Source organism: Streptomyces sp. NPDC046335 (assembly GCF_055587985.1).
In genome coordinates this window covers 258,980-279,173 of sequence record NZ_JBVJFF010000013.1, presented here as the reverse complement: position 1 = coordinate 279,173, position 20,194 = coordinate 258,980, and the positions used below count along the sequence as shown (strand labels likewise).

The 20,194-nt window shown below is 73.6% G+C and carries 20 protein-coding genes and 1 pseudogene; 9 read left to right on the top strand and 12 right to left on the bottom strand.

The genetic code is table 11. The features are described 5' to 3' along the window. Positions 1–168 precede the first annotated feature (168 nt). Positions 169–594, bottom strand: a complete 426-nt coding sequence (locus tag ACZ6JY_RS30930) for a pyridoxamine 5'-phosphate oxidase family protein (RefSeq protein WP_469201100.1) — start codon at positions 592–594, stop codon at positions 169–171. 96 nt (positions 595–690) lie between these two features. Continuing rightward, positions 691–1,179 (bottom strand): hypothetical protein, encoded by a 489-nt coding sequence (locus tag ACZ6JY_RS30925; RefSeq protein ID WP_469201098.1) that lies wholly within the window; start codon positions 1,177–1,179, stop codon positions 691–693. A gap of 190 nt (positions 1,180–1,369) precedes the next feature. Between ACZ6JY_RS30925 and ACZ6JY_RS30920 the strand changes: the two genes are divergently transcribed. Further along, on the top strand, positions 1,370–2,224 hold the full coding sequence (locus tag ACZ6JY_RS30920) for a LysR family transcriptional regulator (RefSeq protein WP_469201096.1): 855 nt from the start codon (positions 1,370–1,372) through the stop codon (positions 2,222–2,224). Between the two features lie 13 nt (positions 2,225–2,237). Here the strand turns inward: ACZ6JY_RS30920 and ACZ6JY_RS30915 are convergent, their stop codons facing one another. Next, the gene (locus ACZ6JY_RS30915) at positions 2,238–2,855 is read right to left on the bottom strand and encodes a DinB family protein (RefSeq protein ID WP_469201094.1); all 618 of its coding nucleotides are present in this window, start codon (positions 2,853–2,855) and stop codon (positions 2,238–2,240) included. A gap of 204 nt (positions 2,856–3,059) precedes the next feature. On the opposite strand from ACZ6JY_RS30915, the gene ACZ6JY_RS30910 reads away from it, so the two are divergent. From ACZ6JY_RS30910 to ACZ6JY_RS30900, 3 genes are read left to right on the top strand one after another with little or no spacing between them, the layout of a single operon-like run. Beyond that, on the top strand, positions 3,060–3,593 hold the full coding sequence (locus ACZ6JY_RS30910) for a 2Fe-2S iron-sulfur cluster-binding protein (RefSeq protein WP_469201092.1): 534 nt from the start codon (positions 3,060–3,062) through the stop codon (positions 3,591–3,593). Continuing rightward, positions 3,590–4,585 carry an FAD binding domain-containing protein gene (locus tag ACZ6JY_RS30905; RefSeq protein ID WP_469201090.1) on the top strand — a complete coding sequence of 332 codons (996 nt, stop codon included), beginning with the start codon at positions 3,590–3,592 and terminating at the stop codon, positions 4,583–4,585. The genes ACZ6JY_RS30910 and ACZ6JY_RS30905 overlap by 4 nt, the downstream gene beginning before the upstream one ends. Before the next feature lie 26 nt (positions 4,586–4,611). Then, complete coding sequence (locus ACZ6JY_RS30900) at positions 4,612–6,720, top strand: xanthine dehydrogenase family protein molybdopterin-binding subunit (protein ID WP_469201089.1); 2,109 nt, start codon at positions 4,612–4,614, stop codon at positions 6,718–6,720. A gap of 60 nt (positions 6,721–6,780) precedes the next feature. Here ACZ6JY_RS30900 and ACZ6JY_RS30895 read toward each other — a convergent pair whose 3' ends face one another. The 6 genes from ACZ6JY_RS30895 to ACZ6JY_RS30870 form a co-directional block, all read right to left on the bottom strand. Continuing rightward, positions 6,781–7,809 (bottom strand): PHP domain-containing protein, encoded by a 1,029-nt coding sequence (locus ACZ6JY_RS30895; protein WP_469201087.1) that lies wholly within the window; start codon positions 7,807–7,809, stop codon positions 6,781–6,783. A 101-nt stretch (positions 7,810–7,910) separates the two neighbouring features. Then, positions 7,911–8,162, bottom strand: a complete 252-nt coding sequence (locus ACZ6JY_RS30890) for a hypothetical protein (protein ID WP_469201085.1) — start codon at positions 8,160–8,162, stop codon at positions 7,911–7,913. 135 nt (positions 8,163–8,297) lie between these two features. Next, positions 8,298–9,158 (bottom strand): SigB/SigF/SigG family RNA polymerase sigma factor, encoded by an 861-nt coding sequence (locus ACZ6JY_RS30885; protein ID WP_469201084.1) that lies wholly within the window; start codon positions 9,156–9,158, stop codon positions 8,298–8,300. Positions 9,159–9,557: 399 nt separating this feature from the next. Further along, positions 9,558–10,223, bottom strand: coding sequence for an HAD family hydrolase (locus ACZ6JY_RS30880; protein ID WP_469201082.1), 666 nt, complete (start codon positions 10,221–10,223; stop codon positions 9,558–9,560). Between the two features lie 53 nt (positions 10,224–10,276). Then, positions 10,277–10,498, bottom strand: coding sequence for a hypothetical protein (locus ACZ6JY_RS30875; protein WP_469201081.1), 222 nt, complete (start codon positions 10,496–10,498; stop codon positions 10,277–10,279). Between the two features lie 37 nt (positions 10,499–10,535). Then, positions 10,536–11,831 carry a cytochrome P450 gene (locus ACZ6JY_RS30870; RefSeq protein WP_469201080.1) on the bottom strand — a complete coding sequence of 432 codons (1,296 nt, stop codon included), beginning with the start codon at positions 11,829–11,831 and terminating at the stop codon, positions 10,536–10,538. Between the two features lie 307 nt (positions 11,832–12,138). Here ACZ6JY_RS30870 and ACZ6JY_RS30865 point away from each other — a divergent pair, with 307 nt between their 5' ends. Further along, positions 12,139–14,940 (top strand): AfsR/SARP family transcriptional regulator, encoded by a 2,802-nt coding sequence (locus tag ACZ6JY_RS30865; protein WP_469201078.1) that lies wholly within the window; start codon positions 12,139–12,141, stop codon positions 14,938–14,940. A 73-nt stretch (positions 14,941–15,013) separates the two neighbouring features. Here the strand turns inward: ACZ6JY_RS30865 and ACZ6JY_RS30860 are convergent, their stop codons facing one another. Beyond that, positions 15,014–15,277 (bottom strand): hypothetical protein, encoded by a 264-nt coding sequence (locus ACZ6JY_RS30860; protein ID WP_469201076.1) that lies wholly within the window; start codon positions 15,275–15,277, stop codon positions 15,014–15,016. A gap of 54 nt (positions 15,278–15,331) precedes the next feature. Beyond that, complete coding sequence (locus ACZ6JY_RS30855) at positions 15,332–15,505, bottom strand: hypothetical protein (protein ID WP_469201075.1); 174 nt, start codon at positions 15,503–15,505, stop codon at positions 15,332–15,334. A gap of 335 nt (positions 15,506–15,840) precedes the next feature. Between ACZ6JY_RS30855 and thrS the strand changes: the two are divergent. After that, positions 15,841–17,064, top strand: a pseudogene (thrS, locus tag ACZ6JY_RS30850) (threonine--tRNA ligase); the annotation flags it as partial. A 12-nt stretch (positions 17,065–17,076) separates the two neighbouring features. Here the strand turns inward: thrS and ACZ6JY_RS30845 are convergent. After that, on the bottom strand, positions 17,077–17,691 hold the full coding sequence (locus ACZ6JY_RS30845; RefSeq protein ID WP_469201074.1) for a LysE/ArgO family amino acid transporter: 615 nt from the start codon (positions 17,689–17,691) through the stop codon (positions 17,077–17,079). A 70-nt stretch (positions 17,692–17,761) separates the two neighbouring features. On the opposite strand from ACZ6JY_RS30845, the gene ACZ6JY_RS30840 reads away from it, so the two are divergent. From ACZ6JY_RS30840 to ACZ6JY_RS30830, 3 genes are all read left to right on the top strand, one after another. Next, positions 17,762–18,685, top strand: coding sequence for a LysR family transcriptional regulator ArgP (locus tag ACZ6JY_RS30840; protein ID WP_469201072.1), 924 nt, complete (start codon positions 17,762–17,764; stop codon positions 18,683–18,685). A 193-nt stretch (positions 18,686–18,878) separates the two neighbouring features. After that, the gene (locus ACZ6JY_RS30835; RefSeq protein ID WP_469201071.1) at positions 18,879–19,778 is read left to right on the top strand and encodes an MBL fold metallo-hydrolase; all 900 of its coding nucleotides are present in this window, start codon (positions 18,879–18,881) and stop codon (positions 19,776–19,778) included. 80 nt (positions 19,779–19,858) lie between these two features. Then, a complete protein-coding gene (locus ACZ6JY_RS30830; RefSeq protein ID WP_469201069.1) occupies positions 19,859–20,158 on the top strand; it encodes a hypothetical protein in 300 nt (99 codons plus the stop codon). Positions 20,159–20,194: the final 36 nt, after the last annotated feature.

Below are 20,194 nucleotides of genomic sequence, written 5' to 3'. Positions count from 1 at the left end.
GGAACGCGGCCGCCCATTTCACACACCCGACACCGCCCACTGACCATTCACAGCGGTGCCTCACAGGTTGTCACCCCTGTACTTCCTCGACTGCCCCGAGCGACGGGGCCTACACCCCCCGGAACCCATCCAGTTCGCGGAACGTGGGAACGCGGTGGCCGGCGCCCGTCAGACGGTGCCGAGGTCCGAGGAGTACCAGCGCTCGGGGCGCAGGTAGTAGACGGCCTGCTCGCCGTGGTCCTTGGCGGCCGACTCCATGTACGCGTCCACGTTCTCGGCCGGGAGGTAGCGCGCCGAGATCTCCCGGAGCTGCTCGGTGGTCGCCTCCTCGGTGCGCACCACGGGGCCCTCCACGGAGACGTACCGGATCGTCGGCTCCAGCCGGTCGACCATCAGCGAGAAGCGGCCTGCCGCCTCGATCAGACGCCCCTTCCTGGAGTGGCGTCCGGTCATCACCCACAACTCGCCGCCGGGCGCGTACTGGTACCAGATCGGCAGGGTGAGCGGCGCCCGCCCGTCACCCGCCGCCACGGCCAGCGCCCCGATGTGGGGTTCGGCAAGGAACTGTTCCCGCTCTTCGACACTGAGGGACATGACTTCTCCTCCGGAGATACGGCGAGCCGAGCTGGGGCCTGTCCTGGTCCTCAACCCGGCGGCGGCGCGCGGATATTCCGTACCTGCGCAGGAGTTTCAGCGCTCGCCGAGCGACGTCCCGCACCGTGCGCAGAAGCGGGCGTCGCGCTCGGTGGCGAGGCGGCCGCACTCGGGGCAGACGCGGTCGAGCAGGCAGGCGGCCTCACCCGCGTCGGAGGGGCGCGCGGAGCCGATGCTCATGGGCGGCCTGCGGCGATGGGCGGTCGTGTACGTGAGCCCGTCAGGTCCCGCGTGGACGGAGCGGGTCGTGCCGGCGGGCAGCCAGGCGAGGACGCCGGGTTCGAGCCGGAAGGCCGCGTCCGGCGTACGCACCTCGCCCGAACCGGCGAGGACGGTGACGAGGACGCCGAGGACGGTTTCGGTGTGCTCGGCGATGTACGCGTCGGGCGCGAGACGCACGACGTTGGCGTCGAGGTCGCGCGTGGGGCCGGTGAGCGACCACGTCACGCTGATCGGGCCCAGTCCTGCCGCTCCGGTCTGCTCCTTGCCGACGTACTCTGCGGCGGCGGGCGGCGGCGTACTCATGGCGACTCCAGTCGACGGGGGTCGGGTCACCATAGCCAAGCCGTCGGCCACCCGCCCGCGCGCCCCGGGCCACCTGCCCGCGCGCCCCCGGCCGCCTGCCCGCGCGCCCCGGGCCATCTCCCCGCGCGCCCGGGCCGGCCTACTCCGACCCGCGGCCCGCCGCGATGAGCCGCGGTTATGCTCTGGAAGCATGACCATCGAGCTGCGGCACCTGCGGGCGTTCCTCGCCATCGCCGACGAGGGCAACGTGACCCGTGCCGCCGCGCGGCTCCGGCTGAGCCAGCCCGCGCTCTCGCGGACCTTGCGGCAACTGGAGGACCACCTGGGCGCCCGGCTCGTCGACCGCTCCACCCACCACCTCGAACTCACCGCGCCGGGCCGCACCTTCCGTGACAAGGCCGCCGCCGCCATCGCCGCCGTCGAGACCGCCCTCGATCCCGGCGGCCTGAGCGGCTGGCCGCTGCGTCTCGGGCACAACTGGGCGGCGCTCGGCGACCACACCGTTCCGCTGCTGCGCCGCTGGGACGAGACCAGGCCCGGCGTGCCGCTGGAGCTGCTCCGCTTCGACGACCGCACGGCGGGGCTGATCCAGGGCAAGGTCGACGCGGCCCTGCTGCGCGGCGCGGTGACCGCCGCGGGGCTCCGCACGGAGCCGCTGCGGCACGAGGAGCGCGTGGCGGTCATGCCCGCCGACAGCCCGCTGGCGGCCCTGCCCCGCGTCACGCTCGCGGATCTCGCCGCCCATCCGATCGCGCTGAACAGCGTCTCGGGCACCACGACACCGGACCTGTGGCCGCCCTCCGCCCGTCCCCGCAGGACCGTGGACGTCTCCAACACCGACGAGTGGATCATGGCGATCGCCGCGGGGCGCGCGCTGGGGGTCTCGACGTCGGCGACGCCGAGCAGCCACGCCCATCCCTCGCTGGTGTACCGCCCGCTCGCGGACGCGCCGCCCGTCCCTCTCGTCATCGCCTGGCGGGACGGGCCCGGGCACCCCGCCATCCCGGATCTGGTCGCGCTCGCCCACGAGATCCTCGCGGAGTGAGCGCGGCGCCACCTCAGCCGCGGCGCGCGCGGTACAGGTCACGGAGCAGGGCGATCTCGGCCCCGTGGTGCAGGACTTCCTGGTTGACCCACCACACGACCTCGATGAACGGCTCCTCCTCGTAGCTGCCGTGCGGGTAGGTGCAGTGGCCCTTGGTGTCGAGCGCGGCGTCGTCCGCGTCCTCCAGGGCGGCCCGCCAGGCGGCCGCCGCGGCGCCGAAGGCGGCCACTGCCTCCGCCGCGTTCCCGCTGATGGCGTAGTCGTCCCGGGTGAGCGTGCGGGTGCCGATGGTGTGGTCGGCGGCGACGAACAGCAGCTCGCTGAGGTGGCTCAGCCGCCAGGCGAGGGTCGTGAACGGCGGCGGCCACGGATGCGGGTACGCGGCGGCGTCGCGGCCCCAGTCACCGGCGCCGGCCAGGGAGGTGGCGCGCGGCCCCGGCCCGTCGGCGCGCCGCCGGACCGACCAGCAGTCGGGCACCGGCTCCCAGAGGTACTCCTCGTCCGTCAGGGGCCCGGTCCTGGTCTCCGTACCGTCACCGCTGTCCATGACGGGGCCCGCCAGGCGGCCCGTGAGGCGTTCACACGCGAAGGCGAACTGTTCGAGCAGCGGAGTCAGGCGGGGTGGTGTCACGGGGCGCTCCTGTCAGGTGCGGCGGTCTGCGCGGGGGGGCTTTCGGCGGGCGATCCTGCCACGGCGTGGTGTGACGGCGCCTGCCGTTTTCCGGGCCCCCCGATCGCGGATCCTCACATTTCCGGCATGCCGGAACGTGTGTCCTGGCTCAGGCTGGATACGCGGTCACCGCACCGACCACGCCCGACGAGGGAGCCAAGTGTCATGGGAGCCGATGTGTTCCACTCGGAAGTGCCCCTGACGGTGAACGGCGAAGCCCGCCGCCCCACCGTCGACCACCGCTCGACGCTGCTGGACGTCCTGCGCGAGCAGCTCGGCCTGACCGGCGCCAAGAAGGGCTGTGACCACGGCCAGTGCGGCGCCTGCACCGTCCTCGTGGACGGGCGCCGCGTCAACAGCTGTCTGCTGCTCGCGGTCGCCCTCGAAGGGTGCGACATCACCACCGTCGAGGGGCTCGCCCCCGCCGGGGGTGACGACCTGCACCCCTTGCAGCGGGCCTTCGTCGACCGCGACGCCTTCCAGTGCGGCTACTGCACCCCGGGGCAGATCTGTTCCGCCGTGGGCGCCATCGCGGAGGCGCGGGCGGGCCGCGCCTCCCATGTGACGGCACCGGCCGCCGACCGGGGCTCGCCCGTGGAGCTGACCAGGGACGAGATCCGGGAGCGGCTCAGCGGGAACATCTGCCGCTGCGGCGCCTACCCGCACATCGTCGAGGCCGTCGAGGACGTGACGCGATGAAGTCCTTCATGTATGTGCGCGCCCACAGCGTCGACGAGGCGACCGCGGCGCACGCGGGCCGCCCCGGCTCCCGCTACCTCGGCGGCGGCACCAACCTCGTCGACCTGATGAAGACGGGCGTGGAGCGGCCCCGGACGCTGATCGACGTCAGCAGGCTGCCGCTGGACGCGGTCGAGGAGCTGTCCGACGGCTCCGTGCGGGCCGGGGCGGCGGTGCGCAACAGCGACCTCGCCGCCCACCCGCTGGTGCGTGACCGCTACCCCGTCCTCGCCCAGGCGCTGCTCTCGGGCGCGTCGGGGCAGCTCCGCAACGCGGCGACGACCGGCGGCAACCTGCTCCAGCGCACCCGCTGTCCCTACTTCCAGGACCTCGGCAAACCGTGCAACAAGCGGGAGCCCGGCACCGGCTGCGGTGCGCGCGAGGGCGTCCACCGCGACCACGCGGTGCTCGGGCACTCGCCGCAGTGCATCGCCACGCACCCCTCCGACATGGCGGTGGCGCTCGCCGCGCTCGACGCCCAGGTGGAGCTGCACGGGGCGCGCGGCCGGCGGACCGTTCCCGCCGCCGAGTTCCACCGGCTGCCCGGGGACCGCCCGGACCTGGACACCGAGATCGCGCCCGGCGAACTCGTCACCGGAGTCCGGCTCCCGGCCGCGACGGCCAACCTGCCCTCCGCCTACCGCAAGGCACGCGACCGCGCCTCGTACGCCTTCGCGCTCGCCTCCGTGGCCGTGGTGCTCGACGTCGAGGACTCCCTCGTACGCGATGTGCGGATCGCGTTCGGCGGTCTCGCCCACCGCCCCTGGCGCGCGCTGCGCGCCGAGCGGGCCCTGCTGGGCGGCCCGGTGACCGAGGAGGCGTTCCGGCAGGCGGTCGACGCCGAACTCGCCGCCGCCGAACCGCTGCCGGACAACGCGTTCAAGGTGCCCCTCGCCCGCAACATCGCCTGCGACGTCCTGCGGCGCCTGAGCACGGCGTCCACCGCCGCCTGACCTCCGCCACCGAGGGAGAAGAACCCATGCCGGACACCACCAGCGCTCTCGGGGCGCCCACCGAGCGCAGGGAGGGCCCCGCCAAGGTGACCGGGGCCGCCGCTTACGCCGTCGAGCGCATGCCCGAGGGCTGCGCCTACGCCTGGCCCGTGCCCGCCACGGTCGCGCGCGGCGAGATCACCTCCATCGACGACACGGCGGCCCTCGCGGTGCCCGGCGTCGTCGGCATCCTCACGCATCTGAACGCGCCGCGCCTTGCCGAGGCGGACGACGCGACCCTCGCCGTGCTCCAGGACGCCCGGGTCCCGCACCGCGGCTGGTACGTCGCCCTCGTCGTCGCCGACACGCTGGAGGCCGCCCGCGAAGGCGCAGCCGCCGTGACGGTCGCCTACTCCGAGGAGCCGCACGACGTCACCCTGAACGCCGGCAGTCCCGCGGCCTACGTGCCCGAGGACCCCGACGGCAACCCGGACGAGCACACGCGCGGGGACCCCGACGGGGCCTTCGCCGACGCGCCCACCCGGGTCGACGTGACGTACGAGATGGCGCCACTGCACAACCACCCCATGGAGCCGCACGCGGCCACCGCCCTCTGGCGGGACGGGCGGCTGACCGTGTACGACTCCAGCCAGGGCGCCACCACCGTCCGCGAGACCCTGGCGAGCCTCTTCAAGCTGCCCGAGGAGCAGGTCACGGTCGTCTCCGAGCACGTCGGCGGCGGCTTCGGCTCCAAGGGCACGCCCCGCCCGCACGTCGTGCTCGCCGCCATGGCGGCGCGCGAGACCGGGCGGCCCGTCAAACTCGCCCTTCCCCGGCGCCACCTGCCGACCGTGGTGGGTCACCGCTCGCCGACCGTGCAGCGGCTGCGGCTGGGCGCGGCGGCGGACGGCACGCTGACGTCGGTGATCCACGAGGTGACCTCCCACACCTCGCGCATCAAGGAGTTCGTCGAGACGGGCGCCGCCGTGTCGCGCGTCATGTATCCCTCGCCGCACGCCCGCACCAGCAACCGGGTGCTGCCGCTCGACGTGCCGAGCCCCTCCTGGATGCGGGCCCCCGGCGAGGCGCCTGGCATGTACGCCCTGGAGTCCGCCATGGACGAGCTCGCCGTGGCGCTCGGCATCGACCCCGTCGAACTGCGGCTGCGCAACGACACCGACACGGAACCGGACAGCGGCAAGCCGTTCAGCAGCCGTCACGTCGCCGAGTGCCTGCGCGAGGGCGCCCGCCGCTTCGACTGGGCCGGGCGCGACCCACGGCCCCGCTCGCACGCCGATGGCCCTCTCCTGATCGGCACCGGAGTCGCCGCCGCGACCTACCCGGTGCTCGTCTCCCCTTCCCAGGCGAGCGCGCACGCCTACCCGGACGGCGGCTACGTGGTCCGGATCAACGCCACCGACATCGGCACGGGCGCCCGTACCGTGCTCGTCCAGGTCGCCGCCGACGCGCTCGGCGTGCCGGTGGACCGCGTGCGCACCGAGGTCGGCAGCAGCGACCTGCCGTCGGCGCCGCTCGCGGGCGGCTCCTCCGGCACGTCCTCCTGGGGCTGGGCGGTCCACGAGGCCTGTACGCGGCTCGCCGGGCGCCTCGCCGGGCAGCACGGGCAGCAACTGCCGCCGGAGGGCGTCGGTGCCTCGGCCGACACGGCGGGCACCGCCGACACGGAGGGCAACTACGCGGAGAGCGACTACGCGCGCCATGCCTTCGGCGCCCACTTCGCCGAGGTAGCCGTCGACTCCGTCTCCGGCGAGGTCCGCGTGCGCAGGCTGCTCGGCGTCTACGCCGCGGGGCGCATCCTCAACGCCCGCACGGCGCGTTCGCAGTTCATCGGCGGAATGGTCATGGGCCTGGGCATGGCCCTGACCGAACACAGCACCATGGACAAGGCCTTCGGTGACTTCGCGGAGAGCGACCTCGCCTCGTACCACGTACCGGTGAACGCCGACGTGCCCGCGATCGAGGCGCACTGGATCGACGAGGACGACCCGCATCTCAACCCCATGGGCAGCAAGGGCATCGGCGAGATCGGCATCGTGGGCACCGCCGCGGCGATCGGCAACGCCGTGCACCACGCCACTGGGGTGCGGCTGCGGGAGCTGCCGATCACACCGGACAAGATCGTGACCGGTCTCTGACCGGGTAGTTCGGGAGGCGGTGGGCTGCGAGCGGGGCGGGGCTTCAAGTGAGGCGGGGCTTCAAGTGGTGGCTCTGGCCCGGCTTTCGCGGGTCCAGGCCACCACCTCGTCCGCCGTCCACGTCGTGACCACCCGCTCGGCAGGGACACCGCACTCCTCGGCCCGCGCGCACCCGATGATCTGCCAGTCCAGTTGGCCGGGGGCGTGCGCGTCGGTGTCGATCGAGAACAGGGTGCCCGCCTCCACGGCACGCTGGATCAGTCTGCGCGGCGGGTCGAGCCGCTCGGGCCTGCTGTTGATCTCCACCGCCGTCCCGGCCCCGGCGCAGGCGGCGAAGACCTCGTCCGCGTCGAACTGCGACTCCGGCCTGCCGCGTCCGGTGACGAGCCGTCCGGTGCAGTGCCCGAGCACGTCGGCGCGGGGGTCGCCGACGGCCCGGACCATGCGGCGGGTCATGGCGGCGGCGTCCATGCGGAGTTTGGAGTGCACCGACACGACGACCACGTCGAGGCGGTCGAGCAGCTCGGGTTCCTGGTCCAGGGAGCCGTCGTCGAGGATGTCGCACTCGATGCCGGTGAGGAGCCGGAAGGGCGCCCAGGTCTCGTTGAGCGCGGCCACCACGTCCAACTGCTCGCGCAGCCTCTCGGGAGACAGGCCGCGGGCGATGGTCAGGCGCGGCGAGTGGTCGGTGAGCGCCGCCCACTCATGGCCGATCGCGCGGGCCGCGAGGCCCATCTCCTCGATCGGGCTGCCGCCGTCGGACCAGTCGGAGTGCAGGTGGCAGTCGCCGCGCAGCAGCGCACGCAGCTCGCTTCCGCCCTCCGCGAGCGGGTCGCCCGCCTCGCCTTCGAGGCGCTCCAGGTAGCCGGGCACCCCGCCGGCGAGTGCCTCGCGGACCACGCCGGCGGTCTTGGGCCCGACGCCCTTGAGCTTCTCCAGGCTGCCGTCAGCGGCGCGCCGCGCGGCCTCACCATCGGCCAGGCCCGCGATCACCTCGGCCGCGGTGCGGAAGGCCCGTACACGGTAGGTCGGGGCGCGGCCGCGCTCCAGCAGAAAGGCGATCCGTTCCAACGCCTCCACGGGCTCCATCGGCACCTCCGGCCCGCCGGTGACTTCGGCGGCGTTCGCGTCCTTACAGCCTCGCCGACGGAGCGCCGCGCGGCACGGCGAGCGGGCGCCGGGGTGAGCCGTCAGCCGGTGGGCTCCTGCGCTTCGGGGTCCTCCTCGACCCCTGTCCCGTCGGACTCGGGCGCTTCGCGTCGGCCGGTGCCGCCCTCGTCCGTCCGGGGGACGTCGTCCCCGGAGCGCTCCTTGCTGCCCGCGTCGGCGGCCGCCACATCCATGTCCAGGGGGTCCTCCTCATCCGTGGCCTGCTGGTCCGGGAGGTCCCTGGGGGTGGGCGGACCGTCCTCGCCGGGGGCCGCGGGGTTGCGCTCGACCATGGGTCTGTCTCCTTCGGTGCGTCTGCTGTGTGACGTGTTGGCGTGTGGGCGTGTGGGCGTGTGGGCGTGTGGGCGTGTGGAAGCGCAGGTACCCGGCGCCGCCGTGACGACACACGGGGTGGGTGCCCGCTGAGGTCACGCCGCCGCCGGCCGCCTGGCGTGCTCGTGCCCGTGCTCGTGCCCGGGGTCGGCCTCGGCGCGCACGCGGGCGCAGCTCCGGCTGATCAGACGCGAGACGTGCATCTGGGAGATGCCGAGTTCCTCGGCGATCCGGCTCTGCGTCATGTCCTCGAAGTAGCGCAGGTAGAGGATGGTCCGCTCGCGCTCGGGGAGCCGCCGCAGGCCCGCCTTGGCCGCCTCGCGGTCGTTGACGTGGTCGTACGCGGGGTCGGTCGCGCCCAGCGTGTCGACGAGGCTGAACCCGTCGGGCTCGGCGGAGGAGACCTCGGCGTCGAGCGACAGGGCGCTGTAGCCCTCCATGGCCTCCATGCCGTCGCGGACCTCGGCCTCGGTCAGTCCCGTCCGCTCGGCCAGCTCGGCGATGGTGGGCTCGTGGCCGCTGCCGCCGGGCCGGTCGAGGAGTTCACGGCGCGCGGCACGGACCTTGTTCCGCAGTTCCTGTACGCGTCGTGGGACCCGCACGTCCCACATGCGGTCGCGGAAGTGGCGGCGCAGTTCGCCCGTGATGGTGGGGACCGCATAGCTCTCGAACGCGCCGCGGCCGGGTTCATACCGGTTGACGGCCTTCACCAGGCCCATCGCGGCGACCTGCTGGAGGTCCTCCAGGCTCTCGCCCTTGTTGCGGAAGCGCCTGGCGATCCGGTGTGCCATCGGCAGCCATGCCTCGACGATTTCCGCGCAGAGCACCTCGCGTTCGGGGCCGCTCCCGAGGGTGGCCAGGCGGGCGAATTCCACCGCCGTGTCGGGAGCGTCGCTGTGGGAGTGCCGATTCGCCGAACGGCGGCGTGCGGAATATTCGGTGAGATCTGTGAGCATGAGGGAAAACGCCTCTCAACGGTGCCGTCAAACAAGTGACCGCGAGAAACGGGACGCCCCATCAGCGGACATCCACCAGGAGCTGAACACACCGCTCCCCGCGAACGCGCCTCCGGTCCGAAGCACGGTATTCGCCTGCCCTTCGAATCTGTGCGCAAACAGCCGCCGTCACGAAGACTCCGTACGCGTGCTGACGCTCCGTCGGATGACGGCCGGGCGTTCGCCGCATCGCCCGTTCGGGGGACGCGGCGCATAGGCCGGTGAGTACGGGGCACACGCGCCCCGGGGTGCGATCGCGTCGGAACGGCCTTCGGACGCCTTCCTCACCGGTCGGCCGCATTGGGGTGCGGCCGACCGGCCTCCTCGCCCCTCACTCGACCGTTCCGCGCGGCTGCCGCGTCACTCCTCGCCCGCGAGGACCTCACTGTCCAGGTGGTCCAGCATGTCGGCGGGGTCCGCGTACACCTCGGTGGCGCCGGCCGCCTCCAGGTCGGCGCGCGGGATCCCGCCGGAGAGCAGTGCGACGGCGCGTACGCCCGCCTTGGTGGCCGCCTGCATGTCCCACACGGAGTCGCCGACGAACAGGGCGTCATCGGCGGTGCATCCCGCGATGTCCAGGGCGTGCTGGACGGGGTCGGGGGCGGGCTTGCCCGACGACACGTCGTCGGAGCTCGCCACGCCCGCGATGACGTCGTCGGCGTCGATGGCCCGGCGCAGCGCGTCCAGCTCGAACCCGCCCGCCGAGGTCGCGAGGACGATGCGCCGGCCGCGCTCGTGCAGGGCGTACAGCAGATCGCGCGCGCCGTTCAGCGCCGAAAGGCGGTCGAAGTACGTGCCGTACAGGGCGCTGTGCGCGGCGCTGATCTCCTCGTCGCCTTCGCTGTCGCGGTCCTCGCCGAGGCAGTGGGCGACGAGGTCGGCCGAGCCGAGGCCGATGGCGTGGTGGATGTCCCGCATCGCCACGGTGTGGCCCGCCTGGCGGAACGCCTCCCACCAGGCCACCACATGCAGATGGTTGGTGTCGGTGAGGGTCCCGTCGACATCGAAGAGCGCCGCACGCGCCATGACTTCACACCTTTCCTCTGAAGCCTTTCGGCTTACTGCTCCAGCCTTTCGGCTTACTGCTTCGCGTCGCGGTCCTTGTTCCGGTGAATGGCTTCCTGTGCCTTCGGGCTGGGCGTCAGGGTGTCGCCCGCCTCACCGTTGTCATCGTTTTCATCGCTGTCGCGCCGGTCGCCGGGAAGGCGCGTTTCGGCGGCCTCGACTTCGTCGAATACCTCTTCGGCGGCCGTTTCCGCGTGGTTGCCGTTCTTCTTTTCGTGGCTCTGCTTGTGGCTCATGAAGACGGTCCTTTCTTGTACGTCGCCATGGTGCGTCTCAGTGGGTTTCCGCGATGACGAAACCGCTGCGCGGCTTGGTCGGCATCCGGTTCAAGGGGATGCGCAGGTCCTGGTCCGGGACGCGGTAGTCGAGCCGCGCCAGGCGCGGCAGCAGGGTGCTCAGGACCGCCAGCGTGACGTCCTCGCCCGGGCAGCGGTGCCCCTGCGATGCCTCGCCGCCGCCCTGCGGCACGAGTTCGTCGCGCCCCGGCTCCCGGCCCACGAACCGCTCGGGGTCGAAGGTGTACGGGGACTCCCACAGGGCGGGGTCGTGGTTCTGCCCGTACAGGTCGAGGAGGACCATGGTGCCCTCGGAGATGTGCTCGCCGTGCCATTCGATGTCGCCGGGGGCGACGCCCGCGACGAACGGCGCGAACGGGTAGAAGCGCCGCACCTCGTGGGCGAACGCCCGGGCATGGCCCTCGCCGCCCGTGGCCAGGCGCTGCCGCAGCGACGGGTTGCGGTGCAGGGCGTGGGCGCCGAACACGGTGTACCAGGTCACGGCGGCCGTCGGACGGATGATGTTGAGGATCTCCACGGCGGCCGTGCGCGGTTCGAGGAGTTCGCCGTCGGCGTCCCGGTGGACGGCCACGGCCTCCACGGCGGTGGTCGCGGGGCCGCCCTCGCCGGTCGTCTTGGCGCCGGCCGACCTGATGTCCTCCACCAGCCGGGCCAGACGCTCCTCCTGACGCTGCCGGGCGCGCCGGGCCTTCCAGTGCCGCGGGCCCGCCGTGGCGAAGCCGTCGACCATGGCGATCAGGTCCTGCGCGGTGCGCCGCGCCTCGGCGTCGGGTTCGGCCTCGGGTTCGGCCTCGGGTTCGGGTTCGGGTTCGGCCTCGGGTTCGGGTCCGCCGGTGAGCGGGACGCCCGCCCATGCGCACACGGCCCGCGTGATCAGGACACTCACCTCGTCGAAGAGCGTCACCTGGGGCCGGTCGGACCACTCCTTGCAGGACCGCTCCCACTCGTCGGCGACACGTTCCGCCAATGCGGTGACGCCGGAGGTGTCCTTGAGCACCTTGATGAACAGTTCCTTGCGTTTACGGTGCTCCGCCCCGTCCAGGGTGTGCACCGCGGTCTTGCCGAAGAGCGTGGCGAGTACGGGCTCGGGCAGGGCTGTTCGGCGGCGCACATGGTCCTCGTCGTAGAAGAACCCGACGGCTGCCGGGCCGCGCAGCGCGATGGCGGGCTTTCCCATCAGCCGGGTGCGGACCGCGCCTGGACCCTTGCGGCGGCTCAGATCGGGAAGCCACGCGTAGCCCCGCGCGAGCAGCGGAAGCGTGTTGTCCAGCATGTGGTCCTCCTGGGTGAAGCGTCGCAGGCCGGGACGTGGACGGGCGGTGGCGCCCCTCAGAATCCTGACGGAACCAGGACACCCGTGCATGTCACCGTCCCGCGCTCGGATCGGTCCGGCGGTGATCTGGCGATCACGACGAACGGGTGCCCCGAGGCGCATCGCTGAACCCGGCGCGGCCGGTGGCGAGCGGCTGTGGAGGCCTGCGGGGAAGCGTTCGCCCCCGGCGGGACAGGTGTGCGGCTCGGCGGGACAGGTGTGCGGCTCGGCTAATCTGGATCTTTTACCCGCAGGAGGAGTTACACCGGTGGAATTTCGGCTGCTCGGAGCGGTTTCCGTCGCCACTGAGGTCGGGGTGCTGCCGCTGGGCCCCGCCAAGCGGCGGAGCCTGCTCGCCGCCCTGCTGCTGCGGCCCAACCACCCGGTTCCCGTCGACCGGTTGACGGCGGCGCTGTGGGACCACGAGCCGCCGTTGCGCTCCCGCGGGGTCATCCAGGGGCACGTGTCGCGCCTGCGGGTCCTGCTCGGCGCCGCCGACGCCGAGACGTTCGGCGTCGAACTGGTCACCCAGGGCACGGCGTACGTCCTGCGGATGCCGGAGTCCCTCCTCGACGCCCACCGCTTCGAGGAACTGGTGACCCTGGCCCGCGGCCGGCGGGCGCCCGCCGACGCCGTGGCGATGTACCAGGAGGCCCTGTCGCTGTGGCAGGGACCCGCGCTGACCGGTGCCTATCCCAGCCAGCCGTTGCAGGCCGCGGCCCAGGCCCTCGAAGAGCTGCGCCTGGCCTCCGTGGAGTCGCTGGCCGGTGCCTGGTCGCGGATGGGCGAGCACGCCAGGGCCGCCGCCGTGCTGCGCGCCGAGGCCGGCGCCCATCCCTTGCGCGAATCGCTGTCCGCCGCGCTGATGCGGGCGTTGCAGCGCGCGGGCCGCCGCACCGAGGCCCTCGACTGGTTCCACCGCACCCGGCGGCTGCTCGCCGACGAGCTGGGGGTCGACCCCGGCAGGGAACTGGCCGACGCGTACGCGCTCGCTCTGCGCGGTGCGGACGAGAGCGAGGAGGAGTACGGCGCAGACCGTGCCGCGTGGCGCGGCCCCGCGCAGGTGACGGGGCCGGACACCCTCGCGGTCGCGGCGCCCGCGGCCACAGCCGTCACCGTCCCGACGCAGCCCCCTCCCCCGCTCCCCGCCGCGATCGACCTGCTGCCGCGCATGCCCCGCGGCTTCCACGGACGGGCCGCCGAGCTCACCGCGCTGTCCCGGGCCGCCGCCGGTGAGGCGCCCGTCTGTCTGGTCACCGGGCCCGCGGGCGTGGGCAAGACAGCGCTCGTGACGCACTGGGCGCACCGCCACCGCGACCAGTTCCCCGGCGGGCTGCTCTACGCCGACTTGCGCGGCTTCAGCGACACCGGGGAGCCGACGCTCCTGGAGGTGCTGCGCGAGTTCCTGCTCGGCCTCGGAGTGGCGCCGCGCCGGATACCGGAGTCGGCGAACGCCGCGGCCGCGCTCTTCAGGTCCCTGTGCGCCGAGCGCCAGCTCCTGGTCGTGCTCGACAACGCGCGCGCCTCCGAGCAGGTACGGGAGCTGCTGCCGGGCGGCGCACGCTGCGTCACCGTCGTCACGAGCCGCTACCGGCTGCGCGGCCTGATCGCCTCCGACGCGGCCCGCCCCGTACCCGTGGACGTGCTGGAACCGGAGGACAGTGCCGCCCTCCTCGCCGCCGTGCTCGGCACGGAACGGGTGCTGGCCGAGGAGGTGGCCGCGCGGCGCCTCGCCGAACTGTGCGGCGGGCTGCCGCTCGCCCTGCGGGTGGCCGCCGCCCGGCTCGCGGACCAGCCGGAGTCGTCGCTGAGCGCGATGGGCGAGGAACTGGCCGACGAGTCACGGCGGTTGAGCCTGCTCGACGTGGAGGACACGGGTGTGCGCGCCGCGCTGCGGCTGACCGTGCGCCGGCTGCCCGCGGGCGCCGCGCACCAGTTCGCCCACCTCGGCCGCCACCCCGGCAGGTACGTCGACCGGTACAGCGCGGCGGCCCTGGCGGGCACCGACCCTGCCACCGCCGAGGCCGCCCTCGACACGCTGACCGCGGCGCATCTCGTCGTGCGGGCCGCGCCCGACCGCTGGACGCTCCACGATCTCGTACGGCTGTACGCGCGCGGCCTGGACGCGGAGAGCGACGCCCTGCTGCGGGTGCTCGACCACGCCGTGGTCACCGGCCTGGCGGCGGCGGAGGCGGCCGAGCCCGGTGCCGAGTCCTGCTTCACGCTGCCCGCGGACTTCCGCGCGCCGAAGGGGGTGCGGGAGTTCGCCGGCCGTGAGGAGGCCATGGACTGGTACGCGGCCGAGCGCGAGGACCTGACGCCGGCGGCGGCCGCCGCGGACGCCGCGGGGCTGCACGGCAGGACGTGGCGGATCATCCTGGCGATGTGGCCGCAGATCGTCTGGCGGGTGCGGGACGGCTGGACTCCGCTGCTCGCCACGGCGCTCGCGGCGGCGCGGGCCGATTCCGATGCCCGTGCCGAGGCGCGGGTCCTGGCGCTGCTCGGGTGGGTGCTGACCGAGGAGGGCCGCGTCAGCGAGGCCCTGGTCCACCTGGAGGCCGCGCCTCCGCTCGCCGCGCGGGCCGGCGATCCCCGCGGCGAGGCGACCGCGCTGATCAACCTGTCCCTCGCGCAGGCCGCGCTCGGCAGCCCCGATGAGGCCGCCGAGGGCTGTGCGCAGGCGGCGGAGCTGGCGCGCGGAGCCGGTGACCGCAACACGGAGCGCCTGGCGTTCAGCCATCTCGCCCGGCACCACCTCGACGCGGGGCAGTGGCAGGACGCCCACGACACGGCCCGCACCGCGCTCGGCCTCGACGCCCCGGAGGACACCCCGGTCGCGACCAGGATTCTGCTGCTCATCGCGCTCGGCGAGGCCATGGTGGCGATGGCCGACGAGGCCGGCGGCATCGGGCATCTGGAGGCGGCGGCCCGTGAGGCGGAGGCCTGCGGCTATGACGACGGAGCCGTACGCGCCCTGGGCGCCCTGCTGCGGGTCTCCCCGAACGCAGGCCTGCGGGCCCGCCACGACGCGGCGAGATCACGACTCCTGAACCACGCCCCGAACCCCTGAGCACAGCAGCCGCCGGATGCCTTCAGTCCGCACCACGCCACCGGGTCAGCCCTCGGCGGGGCGCGCCGCCGGGTCAGTCCCCGGCTGTGCGGGCCGCGTGGTTCGTGAGTTGTTGGTGGACCTCTTGGGTCTGTTCCGTCAGCTCGCGGGCCCGCTCCTCCGCTCGGTCCGCCCTGGCGTTGATGCGGGCGATGTCCTCCTCGATGACCCTCATGGCCAGCTCGGCCGCGGCGTCCGCGTCCTGCGGGGGAAGGTCCTCGGGGAGGGCCTCAAGGGCGCTCCGCACCGCGGGGATGCCGCCACGTGCGTGGATGTCTTTCCAGAACTCGTAGTCCATCCCGTCATCCTGACCGATCCACCGCGCACGGCGCGAGGCGCCCCCCGGCGGCCGCTAGGAAGCGGCGTCCGCGGGTGCGCTCAGGCGCGGCGGGGTGCTGAAGTCCAGGACGTCCTGTGCCGTCTGCCGGGTCTCCTCGGCGGCCTTGCGCGCCGTGGCGAGGACATCGCCGTGCTCCTGTACGAGGGAGTGGTAGATCGGCGCCTGGATGACGTCATTGGCCGGCATGAACTGCGGCTCCTTGTTCGGGGACAGTGGAATCGGGTCGCCCCGCGGGGGGCGGCCGACCCGCGACCTTACGCGAAACCTGTGCCCCGATGGCACCCGACCCCGATCATGAGACGGCCGCTTGTGACGTCTTTCACAGGCGCGCGGGCCGTCGCGTCAATTCGGTCGCCCGCCCGGCCACCCGGCCGCTACGGTCATCCGCATGAAGCGTGCCGCGATGAAGACGACGACGCCGGAGAGTGTCCCGGCGCGCTGACCGATGTCTTGAGTCGAAGCCCCGGGGCGAGTGCCCCGGGGCTTCGCGCTGTGGTCACTCGCCCGATCCACGCGAGGAGACCGCCATGCACGACCACCGCAGACTCGGCCGTGACCTTGAGCTGTTCGGCACCGATCCGCTGATCGGCGCGGGTCTGCCGTACTGGCTGCCCGACGGCGCCGCCGTACGGCACGCCCTGGAGGAGTACGTCCGGGACGCCGAACGCCGGGCGGGCTACCGCCACGTGTACTCACCGGTCCTCGGCAAACGCGAGCTGTACGAGATCTCCGGGCACTGGTCGCACTACGGCGAGGACATGTTCCCGCCCATGGACGTGGGCGGCGAGCAGGTCCTGCTGCGGCCGAGCCTCTGCCCGCACCACGCGCTCATCTACCGCTCCCGCTCCCGCAGTTACCGCGAGCTTCCGCTGCGGATGGCCGAGCTCGGCGGCATGTACCGCGCGGAGCTCTCCGGTGTGCTCGGCGGGCTGAGCCGGGTACGGGCCATCCATCTCAACGACGCCCATGTCTTCTGCACCCTGGACCAGGCCGCCGAGGAGGCGCGGGCCGCCCTGGAGATGATCGGCCGGGCGTACGAGGCGCTGGGCATCCGCCCGGCCCGCTTCCGGCTCTCCCTGCCCGGGCCCGGCGGCAAGTACGTCGCCGACCCGGAGAAGTGGCGGCGGTCCACCGCCCTGCTGAGGGAGGTGCTCGACGCCTCCGGGCTCGCCTACGAGGCGGTGGAGGGCGAGGCCGCGTTCTACGGTCCCAAGATCGACGTCCAGATCGTCGACGGGGCGGGCCGGGAGTCCACCCTCTCCACCGTCCAGATCGACTTCCACCAGCCCGAGCGGTTCGGCCTGCGCTACGTCGGCGCGGACGGCGCCAAGCACCGCCCGGTGATGGTCCATCGCAGCGTCATCGGCAGCGTGGAGAGAGCCGTCGCGCATCTCATCGAGGAGCACGGCGGCGCCTTCCCCGCCTGGCTCGCCCCCGTCCAGCTCGTGGCCCTGCCGGTCTCCGATGCGCAGGTGCCGGACGCCGACGCCTTCCTGCGGCGCTGTGCCGCGCTCGGGCTGCGGGCCGAGCAGGCAGGGCCCGAGCACGGCAGCCTCGGCGCGCGCATCAGGGGCGCCAGGCTCGTCCCGTACCAGGTGGTCATCGGGGCGAAGGAGGCCGCCGACGGCCGGGTCGCCCTGCGGCTGCGCGACGGGCGCCGCGTCGGTCCGCTGCCCGCCGATGAGGTCCTGGCCCGCGTCGGCGCGCTGGTCTCGGCGTACGCGACCGAGCTGTGGGACCGGTAACGGCGGCCCGCGTCAGAGCGCGCCGATGACCAGGGTGAGGCCCATGGCCGCCATCATGACGGCGATCAGGGCGTCCAGGGCCCGCCAGGCGGCCGGGCGCGCGAAGAAGCCGCTGAGCAGGCGTGCCCCGTAACCGAGTGCGGTGAACCAGACGACGCTGCCGAGCATCGCGCCGAGCCCGAAGGCCCACCGCAGTCCGTCGTGGCCCGCGGCGACCGAGCCCAGGAGCAGGACCGTGTCGAGGTAGACGTGCGGGTTCAGCCAGGTCATGGCCAGGCAGGCGAGCAGGGCTCCGCGCCGGCTGCCCGCCGTGGCGCCCGCGGCCGACATCGCCGCGGGCCGCAGGGCGCGGCGCGCGGCGAGCACGGCGTACGAGAGGAGGAACGCGCCGCCCACCAGGCCGACGATGGTCAGCGCCGGCGGCCAGGCCGTCACCGCCGCGCCGACCCCGGTGACGCCCGCCGCGATGAGCACGGCGTCGGACACCGCGCAGACGGCCACCACGGTGAGCACGGCGTGCCGGCGGATGCCCTGGCGCAGCACGAAGGCGTTCTGCGTGCCGATGGCGACGATGAGTGAGAGGCCGGTGCCGAATCCGGCGGCTGCGGCCGTCAGTGCTGATCCCATGCCGTCGACGTTATGGATCACCGGCCGCATAAGTACAGGTAAAGATTCTCAGGTACCTTAAGTAATTGTGATGTCTTTGCACGGCGGTCTCTCGGAGCTGCCCCTCGAACAGGTGCGGACGCTGCTCGCCGTCGTCGACGAGGGCACCTTCGACGCGGCGGCGGCCGCCCTGCACGTCACGCCGCCGGCCGTCAGTCAGCGCGTCAAGGCGCTGGAGCGCAGGACGGGCCGGGTGCTGCTGATGCGGACCAAGCCGGTGCGGCCCACGGAGTCGGGTCAGGTCATCGTGCGGTTCGCGCGGCAGCTCGCGCGCCTCGAAAGGGACGCGCGCGCCGAGCTCGGCATCGGCGACTCGGGCCGGGGCGCGCTGCTGCCGGTGGCGGTGAACGCGGACTCGCTCGCGACCTGGTTCCTGACCGCGCTGGCCCGGGTCCCCGACGAGCTGCGGGTCTGCTTCGAGCTGCGCCGCGAGGACGAGGAGCACACGACGTCGCTGCTGCGCGAGGGCGCGGTGATGGCCGCCGTCACCTCCTCGCCGGACGCCGTGTCGGGCTGCACGGTGCGCCGCCTCGGGCGGGTGCGCTACCTCCCTGTCGCCTCGCCGGAGTTCACCGAGCGGTGGCTGGGCGACTGGCCGCGGGTGCCGCTGGGGCAGGTCCTCGCGGACGCCCCCGTACTGCTCTTCGACCGCCGCGACTGTCTCCAGGACCAGTTCGCGCGGGAGGTCACCGGCGGCCGCGGGGCGGGCCCCCTGCGCCACTACGTCCCCTCGTCGCGGGGGTTCGCGGAGGCGATCGAGGCGGGGCTCGGGTGGGGCGTGGTGCCGCGGGCCCAGGCGGAGCCGCTGCTGCGGGGCGGCAGCCTGACGCTGCTCGACCCCGAACGGGTCGTGGACGTACCGCTGTTCTGGCAGCAGTGGAAGCTGGACTCGCCCGCGCTCGCGGCGCTGGCGGAGGCGGTGGTGAGTACGGCGGCGGAGGCGTTGGACCAGTGAGCGTGGCGGGGCCCGCCGCCGAGTCCCGAAGCCCACAGCCTTGCCCGTGACATGACATGCGCACGTCATCAGCACGCACTCCCTCAGAGACCCCTCATGCCCGAGAAACCAGTGCCGGCCCCCCTTCCGCTTCGGACCGGCCCCGGGTTACCCCTGAGGGGAGACGAGAGCCCCCGCAGGAAGCGAGACCGACGTGAACGACTCCACCATCCCGCTCCCCCCGTCCAGCGGCTGGTCCGTGGACGACCGCTGCACCAACTGCGACGTCGCACGGCAGCTCGCGCCCAACCTGGTCCACGAGGCCGGCCACCGCTCGGAGGTCGTGCGCCAGCCCCGCGACGACGCGGAGGAACGCCTGCTGTACGCCGCCGCGTTCGCCTGTCACACCCGCTCCATCCGGCCCGCCTCGGGCCGCCTGGACGAGGCGCGCGACCCCTACCCCCTGCCGGTGGACGACTCCGTCCTGTTCTGCGGGCACAACTCCCCGCGGACCGCGGGAGCCAACGCCTATCTGCTGCGCCGCCCCGCCGGGAACCTGCTGATGGTGGACACCCCGCGCTGGAGCGAGGCGCTGGCCGTGCGGTACGAGGCGATCGGGCCCGTCACCGACGTGCTCCTCACCCACCGGGACCACGCGGCGCACGGCCGCAGGTACGCCGACCGCTTCGGGGCCCGGCTGTGGATCCACGAGGGCGACCTGGACGCCTCGCCCGACGCCGACCACGTCCTGCGCGGCACGGACGACGCCGAGGTCGCCGACGGCGTCACCGCCCACCCGCTGCCCGGCCACACCCGGGGCAGCGTGCTGTACGTCGCCGACGGGCGGTACTGCTTCAGCGGGGACAGCTTCTACTGGTCGCGGTCGACGGGCGACGTCGAGGTGGCCGAGAGCGTGACCTGGTACTCCATCGAGGAACTGGCCGCCTCGTTGGCCCGCACGGCCGAACGGCTCCGCTTCGAATGGCTGCTGCCCGGCCACGGCGACCGCAGGCACCTGCCCGCCGCCGAAATGGCGGAGCGCATGCGGGCGTTGACGGCCAGGGCCGCGACGCTACGGCCCCGCCCGGTGGACTTCACCGCCCTGCGGTGGTGACCACCCGCCGGCGGCGACACACCCCGCCGCCCGGCGGCGAATACATGCGGCGAGCGCCACTCCTGTCTAGCGTCGCCCGCATGGCGACTGAACCGCGAAGGACCGACCCCGAGCTGCCCGAGCCGCAGGCGTTCGAGCTGCTGATCGTGCCCGAGTTCAACGAAGACGGTACGGAGACCGCCGACACCCGCGGCACCCTGCGCTCCGCCCTGGTGCGGGCCACCGGGGAGACCGGCGCCTCCGGCTATCCCCGGTACACCGGTGACGGCATGGAGGCCGACATCGACCCCGTGACCCGGGCCGTGGAGGCCCTGCTCGTCGACGGGGCCGAGCTGGCCTACGGCCTCATGGTGCGCGTCGCGGACCACATGGGCGACTGAGCCCGCACGCCCAGCCGCCCCGCCACCGCTACCGCG